Below are 21,292 nucleotides of genomic sequence, written 5' to 3'. Positions count from 1 at the left end.
TGTTTTCCTCCATTACTCCAGTTTCATTTTCAATACAATTGTTGACCCGCCAGTATCATTTTCGCCTAATATTGTATAAGAAAAATCCTCGCCAAAAAAGATCGACAGACGGATCAGGGTTCCGCTCAGTCCCATACCGCCAAACTGAAGATTATCTGAAATTTCCTTGGAACCATGATCCCGGTGGAATGTCTCAATTCTGCTTCTCACCAGTTCAACGGTTTCCTGAGTGATACCGCAGCCGTTGTCTTTTATTTCCACAAAGGCATAGCCGTCAAATTCCACTACATATATCTGTATAAACACATGCTCTGACTCCAGAAGGCTGTACTTGATCGCATTTTCTACAAGGGGCTGCAGCGTCACTTTCGGCAGCATAAAATAATCCAGATCTCCATGCACTGTTATTTCATAATCCAGCCTCTGACGGTATCTGCTTTTCATGATAGCCAGATAAGCCTTCAGGTTATCCAGTTCTTCCTGCCAGGTCACTTCTACCGTTGTATAATCGGATGCGTAACGCATAATTTCAGACAAACAGTAACAGGCATTTGCCGCTTCCTGCTGCTCACCGTTTTCACACATATTCGCAATACTTCCCAGCGTATTGTACATGAAATGTGGACTGATCTCCGACTGCAGTATGCCGAACAATGTTTTTGTCTGTACATCTGCCATCTGCTTCTCCCGCTCCATGGACTTTCTCAGGCGCGCCGCCATATCCTCAAAAGCAGTGACAAGAATTCTTGTTTCCCAGTCCATGTCCATCGTAAGCTGATGCTCTGTAAAATTTTCAAGTTTTGTCCCCTGCATCATTTTTACAAAAGTGTCAATAGGACGCATTATTTTTTTTGTTACAAATAAAATATAGATGATCGTAAAAGCAATCAGGAGCACCGCAACGAGAACAATTCCCTGTATCGTATTTCTCAAAGATTTGTACAGCACCTTTTCCGGCAGTACAATTACAGTTCTGCAGGAGTAATAATTGGAACTGGCCATGGTTACGATCTCCGAGCCTGTGTCCCTCACCTTCACATACTGTTCCGTCATTTCAGCAAAATGCCATATCTTATCTTCCGGATTCTTCCAGGTTACATCTGCGTAAAACAAATCCTCCTGTTCTCCTATGAAGACGATTGTATTCAAATCATTGCCGCTCCACTTCACATTGCAGATGTTCCTTATGTAAAAATAATTCTGCTGTACCTCAATATAACCGACAATCTCCTTTGACGGAGTTTTTATTGGTTTAATTTCCGTAATTACAACACCTTTTGTCGATGGTGCCCAGAAATCTTCTGCCGGCCCCAGAAACACCCGGCTATCGGCCGCATTAAAGCTGTATTTTGATTCGATGTACTCCACCCGGGAGGCAACGTCCGCACGTTCTGCTTCCGCGTCTCCGGTGCAGATAAAGCTTCCGGTCTTATCATAGACTGTAATACGCCGGATATCCGATTTATTCTTATATGAATTTACCAGAATCCGCTTAACGTCCTGTCCGTCCTCCTGATTCCAGCTTCCCGCAAATTCCTGCCACAAATCCAGGAAATTAGCATTCGTCAGTACATCCACCGCGGCCTGTTCCATATTGGCCAGTCTGTTATCAATCTGCTCCATTGTAGCATCGGTCGTCTGAATCAGGTTACTGACCCCGTCTTCGTAAATCGAATCTTTACTGTACCGGTAAAATACCACGGCTACCACAGTTATCATCAGAATTACAAATACAGCATATGTAATGGACAGTTTCGTCCCCGCTTTCTGCTTTTTCATATCCTTCTCCAAACTCCCGTCTATAGCATAAGGAGGGCTGCTGCAAATTGCAGCACCCCTCGGATATCATACTATCATTTAGTAATCAAATTCATCTACATTAGATGCATCAAATACAAGCGCATCTCCTAATACACACTGTGCATCTACGATATCTTTTGCACCAAGTCTTCCTGCATCAATGCTTGTTGATTCAGGAGTAATGGTTCCTTCTGACAGCTGATAAGCGGTCTGAACTGCAAGATATCCAAGATCCATACAATTCCAGAGAACACCGGCATTCAGCGGATTCTCATCGTCTTTGATGTAAGTTTTAAGTGCGTTCGGTGTTGCAAGACCTGTCATGGAAACTACTTTTGCGTCCGGTTTGCTGGATGCTGACTGATACTGTGCTCCAAGTGCCGGTGTTGCCATAGAAGACAAGCCAATTGCCGCCTGAATCTTATCTTCGCCTTCGCCCATACGTCCGATCAATGTTGCACATTCGCTGTTTACCTTTGTCTCATCGGTTCCAGGATAGTATACATCGGTCTCCGGGTTCTTGATCTGCATGAACTTGTAATCATCTGTTTTAAGCAGTGCGTTGATTGCATCTTCCCATGCTTTCTGGTTTGCATCTGTTCCTGAACTGGATACAAGAGCGATGTTAGCAGTTTTGCTGTCTCCATAGCCTTTGTCTTTCAGGTCATTTGCTGCGCCGTCCAGAAGTCCTTTTGCTGCGCTTTCTGCTGTAATCTGGTTTACAAAAATATCTCTGGAATCTTCCTGTGCATCTGCATCAAATGTAACTACTTTGATTCCTGCATCCTGTGCTTTCTTCAATGTTGGTGCAATAGCGGTCGGATCGTTAGGTGATACAACAATAACATTTACTCCCTGGGCAATCCAGCCCTCCAGGATATCAACCTGTTTCTGGTTTGTTGCCTGATCCTGTGAAGGACCGTCATACAGAAGCGTAATCCCCAGCTCGTCTGCTGCTTCCTGAGCGCCTGTCTTGCAGGCATCGAAGTAATTCTCACCCTTGAACTTAGGAAGCATTGCAACGGTCATATCCCCATCGTCTTTTGAATCCTTGCTGCCTGAATCCTCCGTCTTTGTGTCTGCTTTGGGTGCCTCCGTCTTAGAAACACACCCTGCCAGCATTGTGATTGCCATTGCAGCAACCAATGTTCCGCCAACTACCTTTTTCATTAACTCTTTTGCTTTCATACTTCCTCTTTCCTTTCCTTTTTATTGTATATATAATACTTTCGTATTACAATCCCTTTTTACGCTGTTTCCGATTTTATTCCCTCCCCCGTATCTACTTTGATGATTCTCTTCTTCTTTGACCTCTCTGTTACAACTGCACATGCGATCAATGCGATGATTAACACGATCCCCTGTACAATGGTCTGTACATCAATTGGAATATTCATGACAGTCAGTCCGCTGTTTAGTGTAGCGATAATCAATGTGCCCAGGATCGTTCCTTTCATGTCACCGACGCCGCCCATGATACTGGTTCCGCCTAAAACCACGATGGTAATAACTTTCAGGTTAAAGCTGGTGCCTGCGTCATATTTCACACTTGTAAATCTTCCCAGGAATATAAATGCAGCAATGGCACAGATAATTCCACATAATGTATAGATCAGGATGAGCATGCGGTCCGTATTGACACCAGAATACTTGGTAGCGTTAATATTCAGCCCAATCCCGTATAATTTTCTTCCGAATATACTTTTCCCAAGCAGCAGTGTAAAGATGACTGCAAGGATAATATAAAGCCAGATCTGTATCGGCAGGCCTGAGATAGAAATGTTGCCCAGAAATTCTGCAAAGCCATAAGAATAAATACTGTCTCCTTTGGAAATTCCTCTCGCAAGCCCTAAAAACAGGTACATGGTAGCCAGCGTTGTTACCATTGCGGATATTTTGGCCTTGGCAATAATAATTCCGTTGAGCAGTCCGCAGGCTGCACCGGTCAGCAGTGTCACCAGAATGGCTGCAGCTGTTCCCCATCTGGTATACGCAATCCCCCCCAGCATAGCGGAAAGAATCATGGTATTGCCTACTGACAGGTCGATCCCTCCTGTGATAATAATAAGCGTCATTGGCAGAGCGACCATTCCGATTTCGACAATGTTCCTGAGCATTACATTAATGATGTAAGGCGCCGTGAGAAAAGAAGGGCTTTTTATGGCAATCCCGAAAAATATGATCAGCCATATGAGAAACAGAGCTTTATTAAAAGAAAATTTCAGCAATTTTTTCTTCATGATGCCTCACCTCCTGCTTTTGCCAGCTTTTCTGCCGGAATCACCCTCTTTTTCTTCAGATATTTTGCTCCGCTTACAACCACAGAGATAATAATGATTGCGCCCTTTACAGCATCTGACCAGTTGGGGCTGATCCCCAGATAGTTAATTGCAGGCGCTATCATTGCGAGAATAAATGCTCCTATTACCGTACCAATAATTTTTCCCGAACCACCTGCTGTACTGGTCCCTCCAAGAACTACCGCCGCTATAAAGGTCATCTCCAGTCCGGTTCCCATCGTGTTTGTAACGCGCTGTCCGGCCGTTGCAATAATAATAGCTGAAATACCAAACAGAGCCCCTGCTATTGCATATGTAATTACCACAGTCCGGTTCACGTTGACACCGGCCAGTCTCGCGCCGTTTGCATTGTTTCCGATTGCATAAATTTTCTTTGAAAACTTGGAGTACTTCATAAATATAAGTGCAATTACGGTCACAATCAGGCAGATCAAAACACTTGCCGGTATAATTCCGAATATTTTTGCCTCAAACGCGAGCCATGTAAAGCTCTGCGGCAGGTCATATATTGACCCTTCCACCAGCAGAGGAAGCACACCCTGAAAGATCTGTGTCGTAGCCAGAGTTGCCACGATAGCTGGTATCTTCATCTTAGTAATAAACAGACCGTTCAAGGTACTTAACGCGGCACCCATCAACATGGCCGCCGGGAGCAGCCCCGCAAAAGGAACTCCCGCTTTTCCAAGAGCCGCCGTAAACAGACATACAACTGATATCAGCGCGCCTGTGGAAACATCGATGTTCGATGTAATAATGATCATGTTCATGCCAATTGCCGAAATCAATATATAACTGAATGTATTCAGCAGACTCATCATGTTATTAATCGAGTAAAAATCCTTTGCCAGCACCCCCAGAAGCAATAGTACCACTACCAGAAATATTGCAAGGTAAAATTCTGTTGTCAGAAAGGATGCTTTCTTTTTCTTTTCATTCATCTGTTATCCCTCCTGCTTCTCTTTCTTAGACTCCAGCGCTACCGTCAGTATCTTTTCCTGAGTTACATTTTCACGGTCAAAACTGCCTGCTATATAACCGTCCTTCATGACATATATTCTGTCGCACATTCCAATCAGTTCGGGAAGCTCAGAGGAAATCATGATAATTGTAAGCCCTTTCTGGGTCAGTTCACTGATAATCTTATGTATCTCAGCCTTAGCATTGACGTCAACACCTCGGGTCGGTTCATCCAGTATCAGCAGTTTGGGATTCATGGCCAGTGCCTTTGATACCGACACTTTCTGCTGGTTTCCTCCTGATAAGTTTGCCACCAGAAAGTCCGGTGCCGGAGCTTTGATCCCCACTTCTTTTATATACTCTGCGCCTTTATCGCTCTCCTTCTTCACATCCAGAAAACCAGGTCCCTTTTTGAAGTTTTCAAGCTGCGGAAGCGAGATATTCTGCTGAATACTCATGTCAACAATCAGCCCGTATTTGCCCCGGTCTTCAGATACGTATACTATCCCGTTGGCCATAGCATCTTTGTAGTTTTTTATATGAAGCCTTTTTCCTTCCAGCCATACAGTTCCGGCCGCCCTGCCTGTAAATCCGCAAATGGATTCCATCAGTTCTGTCCGCCCTGCGCCTGCCAGTCCGGCAAAGCCTAAAATCTCGCCTTTCTTTACATTGAAGCTGATATTTTCCAGGAACCCTTCATCGTAGTATCCTTCTACCCGGAAAATCTCTTCACCTATGGCCGTCTCTGATTTTGGATAATAGCTTCCCATCTTCCGTCCGACCATGTCCGCCACTAACTCGTCTTTATTGGTCTCTGCAATATTTTTTGTAGAAATATACTGTCCGTCCCTGACAACTGTCACTCTGTCGCACAGTTCAAATATCTCTTCCATACGATGGCTGATATAAACAATCCCAAGTCCACTTGCTTTCAGGTCATTAATGATTTTAAACAATGCCGTTACTTCGCGCTGCGTCAGAGACGCGGTCGGTTCATCGAATATAATGATGTTTGCGTCAAAAGTCAGCGCCTTGGCGATCTCGACCATCTGCTTCTGCGCCATGCCCAATGTCTTTATCTGGGCATCCAGGTTGATTTTTGTATTCAGGCGCTGAAAAATCTTCTCCGCCTCTTTCCTCATCCCGCCGTAATCCAGTACCTTTATAATTCCCGCTTTCTTAGTCTTTTCATGTCCAAGAAACAGATTGTCAAGCACTGTCATTTCCTCAAACAGACTTGTTTCCTGAAATATAATGGATACGCCTTTTTCATAAGCTTCCATTGGGTTCGAAAAATTTTCCTGTTTTCCATTTACCACCATTGTTCCGCTGTCGGCCTCGTGAACGCCGCATACCACCTTCATCAGCGTGGACTTCCCGGCCCCGTTTTCTCCGCAGATCGCATGTATCTCACCGCCCTGCAGATTAAAATTAATACCGTTCAATGCCAGAACTCCGGGAAATGTTTTTACAATATCATGCAGTTCCAATATTGTCTGTCCCATGCTGTATCCTCCCTCCTTTGTTTATAAAAATAGTACCGGATTTGCCTCTGAATAAACATGGAAAATCTAAATGGTTTTATATAAAATTCAAACTCAGGATAATTGCTGTTTATGATTGCGTTATTTTTGCTTCTTGACTATAATAGAGATAATCATCATGTTCTACGGAGGTTCCATTTATGTGGAGGAGAAAAGTACTAAAGCAAAAGGCACGGTTTTCTGTAAAAATTAATTACTGGCGCATGATTGCAGTCTGTTTTCTGGCTGCAATGCTGACGACCGCCTACACTTCCTCGACCACATTTATTAACCAGTATAATCCGGAAACAGAAGTGCATGCAGATTCCGAACCGGCTGCCATCGGCGGGCAGTCTAATTCAGCTGTTATCACAGATACCGTAGGACAGATTGCGGATACGAAACAGGAGGGAGTTCTTCTGCCTGCCCCTGTCAATACCGCCGTAGACCTGCTCATTGACACATATACCAGCGGAAAGTCCATTCTTTTTTCCATACTTAAGACCGTGAACAGTGTTTTTACTGATCATTCCTACTTCTCCTCACTTTTCCTGGCTGCGGGTGCAATTTTCGCCGTCCTCTTTCAGATTTTTATTGCCAATCCTGTCCTGATCGGCGAACGGAGGTTTTTTCTGGAGGCGAGGAAATACCACCAGACGAGGATCAGCAAGATATTCTTTCTATATAAACTGAGATACATAAGCAATCCGGCCTGGATCATGTTCTGCCGGAATGTTTTCCAGTGGCTCTGGAATCTTACCATCGCAGGCGGGATTATCAAGTACTTTGAATACAGCATGATTCCCTTTATACTCGCAGAGAATCCGGCCATTTCCCGCAAGGATGCATTTCATTTGTCCAAACAGCTGATGCATGGGAATAAATGGAAGATGTTTCTGCTCCACTTCTCTTTTCTGGGCTGGCAGATCCTTTCGCTTCTGACGTTCGGAGTACTGGATTTTATATATGTGAACCCCTATATTACGGGAACAGATGCTGAACTCTACATGGAACTAAGGCGCAATTATGTGCTTTCGCGCGCTGCCGGCTACGAAGCGTTCAATGATCCACTGCTGGAGCGGGTTCCCTCCGAAGATGAGCTGCTGATCAGCAAGGCGCTCTACGATGACTCAGAAGGGCCCTATACCAAAATCTCCTATTTTGCACCGGGACAGTATCCGGTATTCCTGTATTCCATCCAGCCCCATGAAAAGGCCGTCAAGGCTCCCATACAGGCTGACAAAAAATACAGCTTTGTATCCTGTGTTTTCCTGTTTTTCGCCTTTTCTATCTTTGGCTGGATCCTGGAAAGCGTCATCCACCTGGTACGGGATGGAGTATTTCTAAACCGCGGATATTTGTTCGGTCCATGGATTCCTCTATATGGAGTCTGTGCCGTCATATTACTTGTTTTTGTCAAAAAGTTTGTGCACAGGCCGATTCTATCTTTTACTCTGATCATGGCCGCTTACCTGGTAATCGAGTATCTGATGAACTGGCTGCTGGAATACGAATGGGATATCGTGCGCACGGATTACACAGGTTATTTTATGAACTTCAATGGACGCACTTTCCTTGGAGGCGCCGTATTCTTTGCAATGCTGGGCTGTGCTTTTCTGTATTATCTGGCGCCCAGATGGGATGACCTTTTCTCCCGGCTTCCGTTATTTATACGGATGGCCCTGTGCATTGTGCTGTGTGTACTCTTTGTATCAGACCTTGTATATGCGGCGCTGCATCCTGAGCTGCTTTCCCGGCTTCTGGATCCGGGAATGATATTTATGAATGTCTGAATATTTAATATTTTCCTTAGATAGAGCCCTGTTCCGGTGCATCGTACCGGATATGCGGGACATACTTGAATTATGAAAGGATTTTAATTATGAGTGAAATTTATGTAAGCAAAGAGCATTTTACAACCAAACCCGATTGTTCCGGCCGGACCGACAAAGAATCGCATGTATATGATCTCCTGGATCAGCTGAAGATCCCCTACGACGGAGTAGATCACGATGTGGCACCTACGATTGAGGCCTGCAGAGCCGTGGAGGAGGAACTCGGCATTCTCCCCTGCAAGAATCTGTTTCTGCGCAACCGGCAGAAGACCACGTTTTTCCTCCTGCTCATGCCCGGAGAGAAGAAGTTTTTCACAAAAGACCTTTCGGCACAGCTGGGGATCTCGCGCCTCTCTTTTGCGGAACCGGAGTACATGGAGCAGTATCTGGATCTGTCCCCCGGCTCGGTCAGCGTGCTGGGACTTATGAATGATAAAGACTGGTATGTGGATCTGCTGATTGATAAGGAATTGCTGAACAATGAATATATGGGCTGCCATCCCTGTATGAATACTACAAGCCTGAAGATAAAGACAGATGATATTCTGAAAAAGTTTTTAAAACATACCGGGCACCGTTACCGCGTCGTTTCGCTTTAAGCGTCATTCAGCCGTCCGCCTGTTTTTCTCCGGACAGTTCACCGTTGCTTTTTCGCGAAAAAAATAATATAATTTTATATATTCATTTGATACTAATCTAATAAGAAACAGAGGGACAAATTATGAAGAAAAGAGTAGTTGTCGCATTAGGACACCGCGCTTTGGGAACTACGCTTCCAGAGCAGAAGGTGGCCGTGAAGAATACAGCCAAGTCTATTGCAGACTTAATCGAAGAAGGTTTCCAGGTTGCCGTTACTCACAGCAACGCACCCCAGGTCGGCATGATCCACACTGCCATGAATGAATTCGGCAGGACCCATGATGATTATACAGCTGCGCCTATGTCTGTCTGCTCCGCCATGAGTCAGGGCTATATCGGCTATGACCTGCAGAACGGTATCCGGGAAGAGCTTCTGAACCGGGGCATTTACAGGACCGTCAGCACCGTATTGACTCAGGTCATCGTAGACCCTTACGATGAAGCATTCTATACCCCGACGAAAGTGCTTGGCCGTTACATGACAGCCGAAGAAGCCAATGAAGAACGCAAAAAAGGAAATTATGTGATTGAGGAACCTGGGAAAGGCTTCCGCCGTGTAGTCTCAGCGCCTCATCCCGTTAAGATTGTAGAACTGGATGCTGTGAACGCCCTGCTGGATGCGGGACAGGTTGTGATCGCCTGTGGCGGCGGCGGTATCCCTGTACTGGAACAGGATAACCACTTAAAGGGCGCCAGTGCTGTTATTGAAAAAGATCTGACGGCCGGCAAACTGGCGGAGGGCGTCGATGCAGATGAGCTGATTATCCTCACCAGCGTGGAACAGGTATGCATCAACCTAGGCAAACCGGATGAAGAGAAGCTCGGCGAGATTACCGCAGCGAAAGCCAGAGAATATATGGAACAGGGCCATTTCGGCATCTACAATATGCTGCCCAAATTCCAGGCAGCAGTAGAATTTATAGAGCAGCGTGAAGGACGCAGCGCACTTATCACTTCCTTTGATAAAGTAGGCGAGGGAATGAAAGGAAAAGCAGGAACCATAATCCGCTGATTTTAAAAATCCCCCATTTGTCCGGTATATAAACCTGACAAATGGGGGATTTCATATTGTGCAGCCGAACCTCCTTTTATTTCTGGTTCGCCGGCTCCACTGCTACATTTTTCCCTTTAATCTTTGCATGATCCATTGCACTGAGTACTTCTCTTGCGTATTCTTTGGGCACTTCCACAAAGGTGTACTTATCGTACATATCGATGGAACCGATCAATTTACCAGGTATACCGCTCTCTCCGGCAATCGCCCCAACAATATCTCCTGGTTTTGCTTTATTTTTCTTACCGATATTAATGAAAAGGCGGACCATGCCTGCTTCCTCTGCACCTGTATCACCAAATTCCATCTCTTCCGGGCTTACTTCATTCTGTCCGGAGCTCAGTTTCAGGAAGGCCGCAGCCATATCCATGGCTGTATAATCGGATTCATTTACCTTGTTTTCAATTGCCTGGAGATACTTGGTCAGATCTTCTGTCTCAATGATATTATCAATCTCTCCGAGTATATTTTCCATCTTTGTATTTGCAACGTCATTTAAAGAAGGCACTTTCTGCGCATAGATCTTGGTCTTGCAGTAGCGCTGGATCTCTTTTAACTTGTAGACTTCTTTTCCGGAAACAAAGGAGAAGGAACGTCCCTCACGTCCTGCCCTTCCGGTTCTTCCGATACGGTGTACGTAATATTCGTCATCCTGGGGCAGGTCATAGTTGAATACGGCCTCCACCTCCTCCACATCAATTCCTCTTGCAGCCACATCTGTTGCCACGAGAATATCTGTCTTCCCGGAACGGAATCCCTGCATGACCCTGTCACGCTGCTGCTGTTTCAGATCCCCGTGGAGTCCGGCTGCAAAATAACCTCTGCCGAGCAGTCCGTTTACAAGAATATCTACCTGTTTTTTTGTATTGCAGAATACAACCGACAGCTTAGGGCTGTAAATATCCAGCAGGCGGGCAAGAACTTCTTCTTTGCTCTTTGGTTTCACTTCATAATAATACTGCTCAATGTTCGGAACCGTCAGTTCCTTTTTCGTTACCTTAACGATCTCTGCATTTTTCTGGAATCTCTTTGTAATATCCAGAATTGCCTGGGGCATCGTAGCGGAAAAGAGCACGGTCTGTCTTTCTTCCGGAACCCCTTCCAGGATAGTCTCAATGTCTTCGCGGAATCCCATATTCAGCATCTCATCTGCTTCATCCAGAACAATAGTATGAACCTCATCCATCTTGATGGTCTTCCTGCGCATATGGTCCATCACACGCCCCGGGGTACCGATGATCAGCTGCGTGCCGCTCTTCAGCGAACGGATCTGTGTTACAATCTCCTGCCCGCCGTAAATGGGCAGTACTTTGATGCCGTGCATATATTTTGCAAGGTTACGGATCTCTTCCGCAACCTGGATAGCCAGCTCTCTTGTAGGGCATAAAACAACTGCCTGCAGTTTCTTATTCTTAGGCTCAATTTTCTCCAGCAGTGGAATTCCAAAAGCTGCCGTCTTACCGGTCCCGGTCTGTGCCTGGCCGATAATATCTTTTCCCGACTTCATAACCGGAATTGCCTTTGCCTGAATCGGCGATGCCTCCTCAAAGCCCATTTTCTTAACTGCTTTTACTATCTCGGGACAAAGTCCCAAATCTTCAAATCTTGCTTCTTCCATAAATCTCCTTTAATCTTAAACTAAGTTCTGTACGTTATTACAGTCCTTTAAAATCTCAAAAAAATACCCTTTACTGAACACCAAGTAAAGGATATACAAATAGTCTCAACTGATATCATAACAGAATTGCGGCCGATTGTCAATTTTGAGAACGGCCTGCCTGTATTTACCACAAGTATTTTATACATATTAGGTGATATGTGAGTTTGTAGGAAAATATCTGTTTTTAATAAAATACAAATAATCTGTCCCAGGTACTTGCAATTTGGTAATATAAGTTGTAATATATGCATATACTAAACGTAGTTTTCAATACTACATGTAAAAGTTTTCATTTTCAGGAGGCGTGATATTATGAATAAAAAACAACACATTAAAGATCCGGGCAGCGCGATAACACATTTCATAGGGATGCTGATGGCAATCTTCGCAGCTATTCCATTACTGATAAAGGCCGCACAGGAACCGGGCAGTATTTACGTGGTTTCCCTGGCAATCTACGCAGCCAGCCTGATTTTATTATATGCAGCCAGCACAACTTATCATACATTTGATTTATCTGAAAAGGTAAATACTATATTAAAGAAGATTGACCATATGATGATCTTTATTCTGATTGCGGGAAGCTATACACCGATCTGCCTGCTGGTACTCCCCGGAAAAACCGGCCGGATCCTTCTGACACTTGTCTGGGGCATCGCAATTGTAGGAATCCTGATCAAAGCATTCTGGGTCTTCTGTCCGAAATGGGTATCTTCCGTTCTGTACATCGGAATGGGATGGACCTGCGTACTGGCCTTCACCCAGATCCTAAACAACATGTCCAGGGCCGCATTCCTCTGGCTCCTGGCAGGAGGTATCATCTACACAATCGGCGGTATCATCTACGCACTGAAAGTACCGATCTTCGATAACAAACATAAAAACTTCGGAAGCCATGAAATCTTTCATCTGTTCGTAATGGGGGGGAGCGCCTGCCACTTCGTACTGATGTATGCTTTTTTGCTTCCTTAAGCAGGGGGATAATTGGCTAGTTGGTCCGCCTGTCTGGAATGAGGAACGGGAGGACACCGGGAAAGAGGTGAGGGGTTCTGGGAGTCACCCGTTTGCGGAGAAGTACTAACACAAAATAAGCTGTCCACAAGGGCACGTACAACATTCAACGAGAAAGCCTGATGCTTTCTCGTCTTAGTTGTACTGGAAAGTGATTTGGTAAATCACTTTCCATCCCTCGTGGACAGCTTATTTTGTGTAAGTACTTCTAGACCGCACACTCTAAACTCCCAGAACCCCTCACCTCTTTCCCGGTGTCCTCCCGTTCCCCATTCCAGACAGGCTGGGCTTCATCAGGATTTATGGAGCACTGCTTATGGGGGTGGGCTTTCGGGGGAGGCGGATGGAGTTGGAGAAGCGGAAATTGACTGGCTGGGGATTGGATAGCCTTAAATTGCTTGGTGGATAATTGTTCGTAGTTTTCTACCCTACATTATCTGGCCGGTATCTCACACTGGTGAAAAATGGATATGTGAAATTCAAAGACCTTATAATGCCAATATACTGCATCTCCAGCCAAACACATCCGCCTCTCCCGTTTACGCCCCACCTGTGCATTATTTCTGACTTGATGCACCAAGCTGCCGGAGCCGGACATAGGGATGGCGGGAAGCGTCTTGGGGGCTGTTAGCTGGAGTTGAGGAAAAAAGACGGCAGACAGGGGGGAATATTGTAATTCCGAATTACAATATTCCCTGGACCCAGCGCGCAAAGCCATCAAGGCTTTGGGTGATGTGTCCAGGTTCCCCCTGTCTGCCGTCTTTTTTCCTCTACTCCAGCTTGCAGCCCCCTACCGTTTCCAGCCATCCCTATGTCCGGCTCCGGCAGCGCCCCACCTATTCATACAAATACTGCCCCCCCCCCGTATCCTCTCATGGATAGAGTGAGTGGTGATGTATTCGCTCACCGTCTTAGGCACATACTGCTGCCATTCTTTATCCCCGGCAATCAGTCTTCTGATCTCATCTCCGGTGATTCCTCTTTCCTCTTTGCTCTTCCGCCATAATATCTCGGTCTCCAGACCCAGTCCCTGGAGGATCTGGCAGCGTTCTTCATCCCAGTCACTGCAGATGCTCATATAATAAGTTGCGTCTTTAGGCGCATACTGCAGGATGAGATCGGGGTGGCTGATCGGGAACGGGATGATCTCGTACTCTTCACGCTTTACCCCAAAATCAGCAAGGGCTCCCTCTATCATTTCCAGGCGCTCAAAATATGTGAGCGGATTATCTCTCCTTGTTGTTCCGTGCAGGTCCAGATCGGATGTTGCGGCGAATGATGAGATATCTGAATGTGTGATTCCTATATAGAGCTTTTTACATCTCATTTTTGCCGCCAGTAAATATTCCATATGCTTTAAATGAAAGATTTGAAACCTTCCATGTATAACCCCTGTCTCAACCATTTTTTCCGGCTCCTCTCCCGTATTGTGAGGGTATGGGCGCCGCGCTTTATTTGCCGGCTCATATCCCGCGTAGTATCAGTATAATACAGTTTTTCCAAGAAAGCAAATATGACTGTCTTGTTATTCTCTCAGAATTACTTTCTATATTTTATCGATCTTCTTTCTTATCTCCAGCATCGTCTGGTCCAATTTTCCTATGGTTTCCGAACATTTCTGCAGCTCACTGTCTATCAGCTCCGCTTCACGCCGGCCTTTTTTATACCGCAGCTGATGGTCCAGGTTGGCCCAATAGTCCATGGCTGCGGTCCGCAGCTGCAATTCTGCCTTCATCCACTGGGTGCCTCCCTGGAACCCAATCGGTATTTCCATTATAATATGAAGACTCCGGTAGCCCGATGACTTTGGATTTTTTATATAATCCTTCACTTTTACAATCTTGACATCCTTTTGCTCCGCAAAAATCTCCGCGATACGGTAAATATCATCCATATAAGAACATACTGCCCGCACACCGATCAGATCATTTATTTTTTCCAGTGCATTTGAAAAGGTTTTATCCAGTCCTTTTTTGTCCATTTTTTTGCAGGTGCTCTCATAAGACTTCATCCGCCCTGTCTTCATCTGGATCACATTGCGGTCCAGCTCCATCGACAGCTCAATATTGATGATGTCCAGCTTAGTCAGGAGCAGGCTGATCGCACACTCTCCCTTAACCGTAAAATCACTGTTTACTAAATTCGCTTTCAACTTATTATTTTTCTTTTTCATTCATACAATACTTCTCTCTGTTAATATTTCATATTTTGCAGCACAATGGAGTCTTTTACTAATATATGTTAACAGCCGTCGGAACATACCACTAGCGTACGATTGTTACCATTACGTTAAACTCCTGTAAACAGAAAGAAGAGCAAAGGGGTCTGACCCCTTTGCTCAAAAAATAAACTTTTTTATTTCTCCCCAGCTTTCCATCAACCGGTCTACTGAGTAGGCAGCGTTTGCCGGGCTGGTGGACGGAAGACCGGTTATTGCTCTGCCTGTCTTTACCTTGCTGTACTTTTCATATAATTTTTTTGCAGTCCCTCCGTTGGCATAGATCTCAGTAATGCTGCAATTGTCCAGTATCCGGGACAGGTCTGCCGGCACGACGTTTCGAATGCTGCTGTCGCTGGATCCCTGGATTTCACAGCTGGCGATGACATCCCAGATTGCAATGCCATGCCCCAGCAGTATCTTTTTCTTTTCTTCAATTGTCTCCGGTACATCGCTCTCGGTTAAACGTGCCATAATCTTCCAGAAACGGTTCTGTGGGTGTCCGTAGTAAAACTGATTCTCCCGGGACTTTACGGAGGGGAAGGTGCCAAGTATCAGCACCCTGGAATGCTCGTCGAATACGGGCTCAAACTCGTGGGTTACCTGTTCTGCACTGCTCATAGCTTCTTCAGACCTTCTTCCAGTTCCTGTAAATCGCCGCTGTCGGGATGGGGCAGTGCTTTTTCAAAGTTAGCCAGCATGGCCTTGATTCGTTCATCCGCCGGATTCTGCTCCAGCATAGCCTCATAGCGATGCTTTACGCCTTCCTGCATCCTGCCCTGACACATGAATGTTCCCTTAACGGTACAGCTTTCCGGTATATATGCTTCTACACTGCCCAAAATCTGTTCAAAGTATTCCTGCATCCCCCCAAAGCCCGCCGTGCCGAACAGAAATACGTCTTTGTCTTTAAGCCCTTCAAGAAATGCCCTCATGCTCTCGCTGCAGCTGCCTTTGTCTGTCCAGAATCCCGCAAATATCATATCTGCCTGTGCAGGAGCCTCAGCAGGGCTGCCGAAATAACTGCATTCACCGTTTTCCATGCACTCTTTTATCTTCTCAGCCAGCAGTTTCGTATTGCCGGTTACACTGTCAAATACGATCTCATATGTCATATTAATCCCTTCTTTTCTTTGTTTTAATTTCACATCTTTTCGTGGAAAGTCCTCATAATTACTTCCTTCTGCTGCTCCCTGGACAGCTTGTGGAAGTTCACCGCATACCCGGAAACGCGGATTGTCAAATTCGGGTATTTTGCCGGATTCTCATATGCCTCCATCAGCATGGCACGGTTAATCACATTTACATTAATATGGTGTGCCATCTGTCTGAAATATCCGTCCAGTATGTTCACCAGGTTTTCGCGGCGCTCTTCTTCTGTCTTGCCCAGCGTATCCGGAGTAATGGAAAATGTATTGGAGATTCCGTCACGGCAATCCTCATAAGAAAGCTTGGCTACCGAATTCAGAGAAGCCAGCGCACCGTTTTTCTCCCGGTTGTGCATCGGATTTGCGCCAGGTGCAAATGGTTCTTTTGCCTTGCGTCCATCCGGAGTCGCTCCGGTCTTCTTCCCGTACATTACATTGGATGTGATTGTCAGTACAGACAGCGTATGCACTGCATTGCGGTATGTTTTCGTCTTCTTAAGCTCCGCGGACATATCTGCCAGGATTTTTTTAGCAATCTCATCTACCCTGTCATCATCATTTCCATAGGTAGGAAATTCCCCTTCTGTTTCAAAATCTACAATATACCCATTCTCATCTCTTACTACTTTCACTTTGGCAAATTTGATCGCACTCAGAGAATCTGCAAGTACAGACAGACCGGCAACTCCGCACGCCATGAAACGCTCAACCTCTGTATCATGGAGCGCCATCTGCGTCTTCTCATAGGCATACTTATCATGCATATAGTGGATCACATTTAAGGTGTTGATATAGAGGCGGCAGATCCATTCTCTGTACTTTTCAAACCGCTGCATGACGACATCATAGTCCAGTATATCCCCTTCGTATACCGGCATCTCCGGTCCTGCAGCAAATTTAGAATACGTGTCATATCCGCCGTTGAGTGCCAGCAGAAGAAGCTTCGGCAGGTTGCACCTTGCCCCAAAAAACTGCATCTGCTTTCCAATCTTCATGGCAGATACACAGCAGGCAATCCCATAATCATCTCCGTATACCGGTCTCATCAGATCATCGTTCTCATATTGGATCGCATCCGTATCGATGGATGCCTTTGCACAGAAATCTTTGAATCCCTGGGGAAGCTTGTCAGACCACAGCACAGTCAGGTTCGGCTCCGGTGCAGGTCCAAGATTGTACAGTGTATTCAGGAAACGGAAGCTGTTCTTTGTCACAAGCGTGCGGCCCTGCTCATCCATGCCGCCGATAGATTCAGTGATCCACATCGGATCTCCGCCGAACAATTCATTATAATCCGGGGTACGAAGATGCCTTGCCATACGCAGTTTCATCACAAAGTCATCAACCAGCTCCTGAGCATGCACCTCATCGAGCATACCCGCTTCAATGTCCCTCTGAATATAAATATCCAGAAAACTGCTTGTCCGGCCAAGTGACATGGCCGCACCGTTCTGCTCCTTAATAGCTGCCAGATATGCAAAATAGGTCCACTGGACTGCTTCCCTGGCATTATGTGCAGGTTCAGAAATATCATAACCATACATCTCTGCCATTTCCTTCATCTTTTTCAGGAAATTAATCTGCTGGAACACCTCTTCAGACAGACGGATGGACTCAACATCAAAGTCTCCCTCGCCGATTCTTTGCTTATCGTTCTGTTTCTCTTCAATCAGAATATCCACACCGTACAGGGCTACCCTGCGGTAATCCCCGATAATCCGGCCTCTTCCGTAGGCATCCGGAAGCCCCGTCAGTATCCCTGCATGCCGCACTTTCCGCATCTCTTCTGTATACACACGGAAAACACCGTCATTATGGGTTGTCCGGTACTGGAACTCCTGCTCAATCTTGTCAGAAAGCTCATACCCATACGCCTTGCAGGCCTTTCTCGCCATATTGATGCCGCCGAAAGGATTCACCCCTCTTTTTAACGGACGGTTTGTCTGCAGTCCGACAATCAGTTCCTCTTCCTTATCCAGATAGCCCGGCTGATATGCGGTCAGCGACGATACCGACTGCGTATCAATGTCCAGCACTCCGCCAAAATCCTGCTCCAGTTTTAAAAGACTGTTCAGGCGCTCCATCAGGCGGTCTGTCCTCTCCGTTTTAGTTTCCAGGAACTCGTCCGTGCCCTCATAAGGCGTCACATTCTTCTGAATAAAGTCCCTGACATTAATCTCTTTTTGCCAATCTCCCGCTGCAAATCCATTCCATTGCTCAAAATTTTTCTGTTCCATGACATTATCCTCCACTTAATCACAGATTATGGCTGTTCAACATTTTCATACGGACTGTGCAATAAATGCACAGCCCTGTATGAAACAATTACCACAGGCCATTAAATTTCTCCCAATCATCCCGCTGCCTTTCTCATTTAACATCATATTCCAGATAAACATTCCCAGAATCTGCACATATATGTGAAAACAAAAAAGGCAGCCCAAATCATTGAGCTGCCCAGACGGTCGGCGTTCTATTCTATGCTCCCATGTGGTATACTCCACTTTTCCGTCAGTCACATAGAACATTTCAGTTCTCCACGAAGCCTGAATACTTATGTCGTACTCTCAGTATAAACACAAAACCATCAAAAATGCAAGAAATTTTTTAATTTAGAACAATTAGAAGAACAGTTAAAACTATGTCAAAACAAAAATATAATCCTGCCATTAAGGACGAAGTCCCAAACCACCCTCAAGAGTGATCGTCTCTCCTGACATATATTTAAAATCAGGTGATCCCAGATGTACACATATTCTCCCGATGTCCTTCTCCGGATCTCCGAAGCGCCCCATCGGAATGGCTTTCAGATTCTTCTCGTACGCTTCCGGATATGCCTCTTTAAAATTCTCAAGCTGCGCAGTCAGCGCCAGCGGGCAAACTACATTGACATTGATGTTGTCCTTGCCCCATTCTGTAGCTGCAACTCGGGAGATGCCTCGGATACCCTCTTTTGCCGCAGCATAGGAGCTTTGTCCTGCATTCCCAAACAGACCTGCGCCGGACGCAAAGTTGATGACTGATCCCTGTGACTCTTTCAGATAAGGATAGCAGGCTCTCATATAATAAAACGTTGCATACAGTCCGGAATAAATACCCAGATCAAAGTGATCCTTCATATGCATGGAAAGCGGGATGCCGGATGCGGAAGCCTGTGCATTGTTGATCAGGACATCAATTCTGCCGAATGTATCAACTGTTTTTTGAACCACTTCTTTGATCTTCTCCTCGGATTCCTCGTCCGGTGTTACGTCCGCAGTAAGAGGCAGAACTTTGATTCCGTAAAGACGCTCCAGCTCTTCCTTTGCATCCAGCAGTTTTTGTTCGTTTCTGCCGGTCAATACCAGATTCGCACCTTCTTTTGCGTATGCAACAGCAATTCCGTACCCAATTGATTTTGCCTTGCCCCCACCTGTAATAATCGCGACTTTTCCATCAAAAATCCCCAATTTTAACATCTCCTTTTGTTTGTTAATTTTTTATCTATCTCTATAATATTTGTTCGTTAAATAAATGTCAAGCCGAATATTCAGATTTTTAAAAAATCCCAAAAGAAAAATCTTTCATCTTTTTATAGTCCCGATTATGCGGAATGCAGCGCATCCTGCGTAAGAATTCTACTGATATCTCCAGGGGCCTTCAGACGGTATACTGAAGGAATTTTTTCTACCTCGTGAGCCCCCCACAAAGCCAGTGCACCGTCCGCCCCTGCTGCTTTCGCACATGCCATATCATAAGAGGAATCACCCACATACAGCGCGCGGGACGGCGCAATCTGCATTTTATCCAGCGCCGCAAGGATTGGCTCCGGGGCCGGTTTGTGTTTTTTTGTGTCATCCGCGCAGATAATCACTTCAAAATTTCGAATGAAGTCATATCTCTCCACACTCTTTTTAAATTCGTCCCTTGTTCTTGAAGTAACGATTCCCAGCCTAAGTCCTGCATCCTTCAGATCCTGAAGTATTTCCCCCATTCCCTCAAATGGTTTCTGAAGAAATTCATATCTGTCACAGTAGCCCAGCCACATCTCCATGGCTTTATCCGATTCCCTGATTTCCAGCAGCTCTATAGCCCTCGCCCCCGGGATCCCCAGCGCAAAATATAGTTCCTCATATGCATACATCTGCCCTTTGATCCGTAGCAGCATATGCTGCAGCGACAGCAGAATCGTTTTTTCTGTATCAATTAAAGTCCCGTCCACATCAAAAATTACTGTATCATATTTCAAGTTTCCTGTACCTCCTGCCTTGTATTTCATTTATTTCACGTTTATAATAACACATATAGAAACATTCATTAATGTTTGTTTATGTTCTTTTCAAATAAATATTAAAGGAGAATTTGTGCTATGGATCATCAGAACGAACCAGATCAAACAGAATCATATCTTGATGGAATCAGCAGGCGCCAGAAGATCCTGCAGATACTTGAAGATAATGGGGAGGTTTCTGTTAACGCTCTGGCCCAGGAATTTGCCGTATCCCCCATGACCATCCGGAGGGACCTCCACTTCTTCGCCAGACAGGGAATCCTGGAGACGCACTACGGCGGCGCCCATCTTAGCAAAAACAGAGCCGTGGTTCCTAATTTTTCTTCCCGAAACGAAAAAATGATGCAGTATAAACTGGCAATCGGAAAAAAAGCCGCCAGCTTTATCAAAGAAGGCGACACAATTTTCCTGGATTCGGGTACTACTACCATCCAGCTTATAAAATATTTTCCTGACGTCCATGCCACTTTGATCACTAACTCCCTCTCCGCCATTCAGCAGCTCAGTACGAATCGGAAGATCCGGCTCATTGTGGCTCCCGGAACTTATCAGGAGCAGATTGGCGGTACTCTTGATCTTTCAACTATAGAATTCTGCAGGCACTATCACGTGGATAAAAGCTTTGTGGGCACCCTGTTCTGTTCGCTGGATTTCGGCATCACAACAACGGATGAACTGGATGCTGCTCTGAAAAAAACCTTCTGTGCGCAGAGCACATGCTCCTTTCTCATGGCGGACCACACAAAGTTTTCAGGAAACAGCTTTGTCAAGTATGGCGAGCTGTCCGATTTTGACTACATTCTAACTGATGACGAACTGGACACCGACAGAAAGGAAAAGTTAGAAAAGATAAATTCCGGGTTAATACTCTGCTGAT

18 protein-coding genes and 1 riboswitch are annotated in these 21,292 nt (G+C 45.5%); of the genes, 5 read left to right on the top strand and 13 right to left on the bottom strand.

Going from position 1 to position 21,292, the window contains the following annotated elements; translation table 11 throughout:
• Positions 1-12: 12 nt before the first annotated feature.
• The 5 genes from HMPREF0240_RS03380 to HMPREF0240_RS03360 form a co-directional block, all read right to left on the bottom strand.
• Positions 13-1,779: a histidine kinase gene (locus HMPREF0240_RS03380; protein WP_035312320.1), complete on the bottom strand. Its 1,767-nt coding sequence runs from the start codon at positions 1,777-1,779 to the stop codon at positions 13-15.
• Between the two features lie 78 nt (positions 1,780-1,857).
• Positions 1,858-2,988, bottom strand: a complete 1,131-nt coding sequence (locus HMPREF0240_RS03375) for an autoinducer 2 ABC transporter substrate-binding protein (RefSeq protein ID WP_009002044.1) — start codon at positions 2,986-2,988, stop codon at positions 1,858-1,860.
• 59 nt (positions 2,989-3,047) lie between these two features.
• Positions 3,048-4,040 carry an ABC transporter permease gene (locus HMPREF0240_RS03370; protein ID WP_009002043.1) on the bottom strand — a complete coding sequence of 331 codons (993 nt, stop codon included), beginning with the start codon at positions 4,038-4,040 and terminating at the stop codon, positions 3,048-3,050.
• Positions 4,037-5,038: an ABC transporter permease gene (locus HMPREF0240_RS03365; RefSeq protein WP_009002042.1), complete on the bottom strand. Its 1,002-nt coding sequence runs from the start codon at positions 5,036-5,038 to the stop codon at positions 4,037-4,039. Before HMPREF0240_RS03365 ends, HMPREF0240_RS03370 begins: the two co-directional genes overlap by 4 nt.
• Positions 5,039-5,041: 3 nt before the next feature.
• Positions 5,042-6,562, bottom strand: a complete 1,521-nt coding sequence (locus tag HMPREF0240_RS03360; protein WP_009002041.1) for a sugar ABC transporter ATP-binding protein — start codon at positions 6,560-6,562, stop codon at positions 5,042-5,044.
• A gap of 179 nt (positions 6,563-6,741) precedes the next feature.
• Between HMPREF0240_RS03360 and HMPREF0240_RS03355 the strand changes: the two genes are divergently transcribed.
• From HMPREF0240_RS03355 to arcC, 3 genes are all read left to right on the top strand, one after another.
• Positions 6,742-8,373: a DUF975 family protein gene (locus tag HMPREF0240_RS03355; RefSeq protein WP_009002040.1), complete on the top strand. Its 1,632-nt coding sequence runs from the start codon at positions 6,742-6,744 to the stop codon at positions 8,371-8,373.
• Between the two features lie 89 nt (positions 8,374-8,462).
• Positions 8,463-9,014, top strand: coding sequence for a prolyl-tRNA synthetase associated domain-containing protein (locus HMPREF0240_RS03350; protein ID WP_035312318.1), 552 nt, complete (start codon positions 8,463-8,465; stop codon positions 9,012-9,014).
• Between the two features lie 119 nt (positions 9,015-9,133).
• Entirely contained in the window at positions 9,134-10,066 is a 933-nt protein-coding gene (arcC, locus tag HMPREF0240_RS03345) for a carbamate kinase (RefSeq protein ID WP_347462558.1), read from the top strand.
• A gap of 76 nt (positions 10,067-10,142) precedes the next feature.
• On the opposite strand, the gene HMPREF0240_RS03340 is transcribed toward arcC, so the two are convergent.
• Positions 10,143-11,726, bottom strand: a complete 1,584-nt coding sequence (locus HMPREF0240_RS03340) for a DEAD/DEAH box helicase (protein ID WP_009002037.1) — start codon at positions 11,724-11,726, stop codon at positions 10,143-10,145.
• Between the two features lie 354 nt (positions 11,727-12,080).
• On the opposite strand from HMPREF0240_RS03340, the gene HMPREF0240_RS03335 reads away from it, so the two are divergent.
• Positions 12,081-12,740, top strand: coding sequence for a hemolysin III family protein (locus tag HMPREF0240_RS03335; RefSeq protein WP_009002036.1), 660 nt, complete (start codon positions 12,081-12,083; stop codon positions 12,738-12,740).
• 829 nt (positions 12,741-13,569) lie between these two features.
• Here the strand turns inward: HMPREF0240_RS03335 and HMPREF0240_RS03330 are convergent.
• From HMPREF0240_RS03330 to HMPREF0240_RS03295, 7 genes are all read right to left on the bottom strand, one after another.
• A complete protein-coding gene (locus HMPREF0240_RS03330) occupies positions 13,570-14,184 on the bottom strand; it encodes a nicotinamide-nucleotide adenylyltransferase (RefSeq protein WP_009002035.1) in 615 nt (204 codons plus the stop codon).
• A 141-nt stretch (positions 14,185-14,325) separates the two neighbouring features.
• Positions 14,326-14,952 carry a GTP pyrophosphokinase gene (locus tag HMPREF0240_RS03325; protein WP_009002034.1) on the bottom strand — a complete coding sequence of 209 codons (627 nt, stop codon included), beginning with the start codon at positions 14,950-14,952 and terminating at the stop codon, positions 14,326-14,328.
• Between the two features lie 165 nt (positions 14,953-15,117).
• Positions 15,118-15,618 (bottom strand): DNA-deoxyinosine glycosylase, encoded by a 501-nt coding sequence (locus HMPREF0240_RS03320; RefSeq protein WP_009002033.1) that lies wholly within the window; start codon positions 15,616-15,618, stop codon positions 15,118-15,120.
• Positions 15,615-16,112, bottom strand: a complete 498-nt coding sequence (gene bilS / locus HMPREF0240_RS03315) for a flavodoxin family protein BilS (RefSeq protein ID WP_009002032.1) — start codon at positions 16,110-16,112, stop codon at positions 15,615-15,617. Before bilS ends, HMPREF0240_RS03320 begins: the two co-directional genes overlap by 4 nt.
• A 29-nt stretch (positions 16,113-16,141) precedes the next feature.
• The gene (pflB, locus tag HMPREF0240_RS03310) at positions 16,142-18,382 is read right to left on the bottom strand and encodes a formate C-acetyltransferase (protein WP_009002031.1); all 2,241 of its coding nucleotides are present in this window, start codon (positions 18,380-18,382) and stop codon (positions 16,142-16,144) included.
• A 211-nt stretch (positions 18,383-18,593) separates the two neighbouring features.
• A riboswitch (ZMP/ZTP riboswitch) is annotated at positions 18,594-18,674 on the bottom strand.
• Positions 18,675-18,814: 140 nt separating this feature from the next.
• Positions 18,815-19,594: an SDR family oxidoreductase gene (locus tag HMPREF0240_RS03300; protein WP_035312316.1), complete on the bottom strand. Its 780-nt coding sequence runs from the start codon at positions 19,592-19,594 to the stop codon at positions 18,815-18,817.
• A gap of 134 nt (positions 19,595-19,728) precedes the next feature.
• Positions 19,729-20,373, bottom strand: coding sequence for an HAD family hydrolase (locus tag HMPREF0240_RS03295; RefSeq protein ID WP_009002028.1), 645 nt, complete (start codon positions 20,371-20,373; stop codon positions 19,729-19,731).
• A gap of 120 nt (positions 20,374-20,493) precedes the next feature.
• On the opposite strand from HMPREF0240_RS03295, the gene HMPREF0240_RS03290 reads away from it, so the two are divergent.
• Positions 20,494-21,291, top strand: coding sequence for a DeoR/GlpR family DNA-binding transcription regulator (locus tag HMPREF0240_RS03290; RefSeq protein ID WP_009002027.1), 798 nt, complete (start codon positions 20,494-20,496; stop codon positions 21,289-21,291).
• The last annotated feature ends 1 nt before the right edge of the window (position 21,292 follow it).

This window comes from Clostridium sp. D5 (assembly GCF_000190355.1).
Classification (GTDB): Bacteria; Bacillota; Clostridia; order Lachnospirales; family Lachnospiraceae; genus Faecalicatena; species Faecalicatena fissicatena_A.
The sequence above is the reverse complement of the archived record's forward strand: the minus strand, read 5'-3'. Positions and strand labels throughout refer to the sequence as shown.

What these genes read in the sequence shown, in the direction of transcription:
- HMPREF0240_RS03380 (WP_035312320.1), bottom strand. Translation starts at nt 1,779, where the DNA reads ATGAAAAAGCAGAAAGCGGGGACGAAACTGTCCATTACATATGCTGTA.
- HMPREF0240_RS03375 (WP_009002044.1), bottom strand. Translation starts at nt 2,988, where the DNA reads ATGAAAGCAAAAGAGTTAATGAAAAAGGTAGTTGGCGGAACATTGGTT.
- HMPREF0240_RS03370 (WP_009002043.1), bottom strand. Translation starts at nt 4,040, where the DNA reads ATGAAGAAAAAATTGCTGAAATTTTCTTTTAATAAAGCTCTGTTTCTC.
- HMPREF0240_RS03365 (WP_009002042.1), bottom strand. Translation starts at nt 5,038, where the DNA reads ATGAATGAAAAGAAAAAGAAAGCATCCTTTCTGACAACAGAATTTTAC.
- HMPREF0240_RS03360 (WP_009002041.1), bottom strand. Translation starts at nt 6,562, where the DNA reads ATGGGACAGACAATATTGGAACTGCATGATATTGTAAAAACATTTCCC.
- HMPREF0240_RS03355 (WP_009002040.1), top strand. Translation starts at nt 6,742, where the DNA reads ATGTGGAGGAGAAAAGTACTAAAGCAAAAGGCACGGTTTTCTGTAAAA.
- HMPREF0240_RS03350 (WP_035312318.1), top strand. Translation starts at nt 8,463, where the DNA reads ATGAGTGAAATTTATGTAAGCAAAGAGCATTTTACAACCAAACCCGAT.
- HMPREF0240_RS03340 (WP_009002037.1), bottom strand. Translation starts at nt 11,726, where the DNA reads ATGGAAGAAGCAAGATTTGAAGATTTGGGACTTTGTCCCGAGATAGTA.
- HMPREF0240_RS03335 (WP_009002036.1), top strand. Translation starts at nt 12,081, where the DNA reads ATGAATAAAAAACAACACATTAAAGATCCGGGCAGCGCGATAACACAT.
- HMPREF0240_RS03330 (WP_009002035.1), bottom strand. Translation starts at nt 14,184, where the DNA reads ATGGTTGAGACAGGGGTTATACATGGAAGGTTTCAAATCTTTCATTTA.
- HMPREF0240_RS03325 (WP_009002034.1), bottom strand. Translation starts at nt 14,952, where the DNA reads ATGAAAAAGAAAAATAATAAGTTGAAAGCGAATTTAGTAAACAGTGAT.
- HMPREF0240_RS03320 (WP_009002033.1), bottom strand. Translation starts at nt 15,618, where the DNA reads ATGAGCAGTGCAGAACAGGTAACCCACGAGTTTGAGCCCGTATTCGAC.
- bilS (WP_009002032.1), bottom strand. Translation starts at nt 16,112, where the DNA reads ATGACATATGAGATCGTATTTGACAGTGTAACCGGCAATACGAAACTG.
- pflB (WP_009002031.1), bottom strand. Translation starts at nt 18,382, where the DNA reads ATGGAACAGAAAAATTTTGAGCAATGGAATGGATTTGCAGCGGGAGAT.
- HMPREF0240_RS03290 (WP_009002027.1), top strand. Translation starts at nt 20,494, where the DNA reads ATGGATCATCAGAACGAACCAGATCAAACAGAATCATATCTTGATGGA.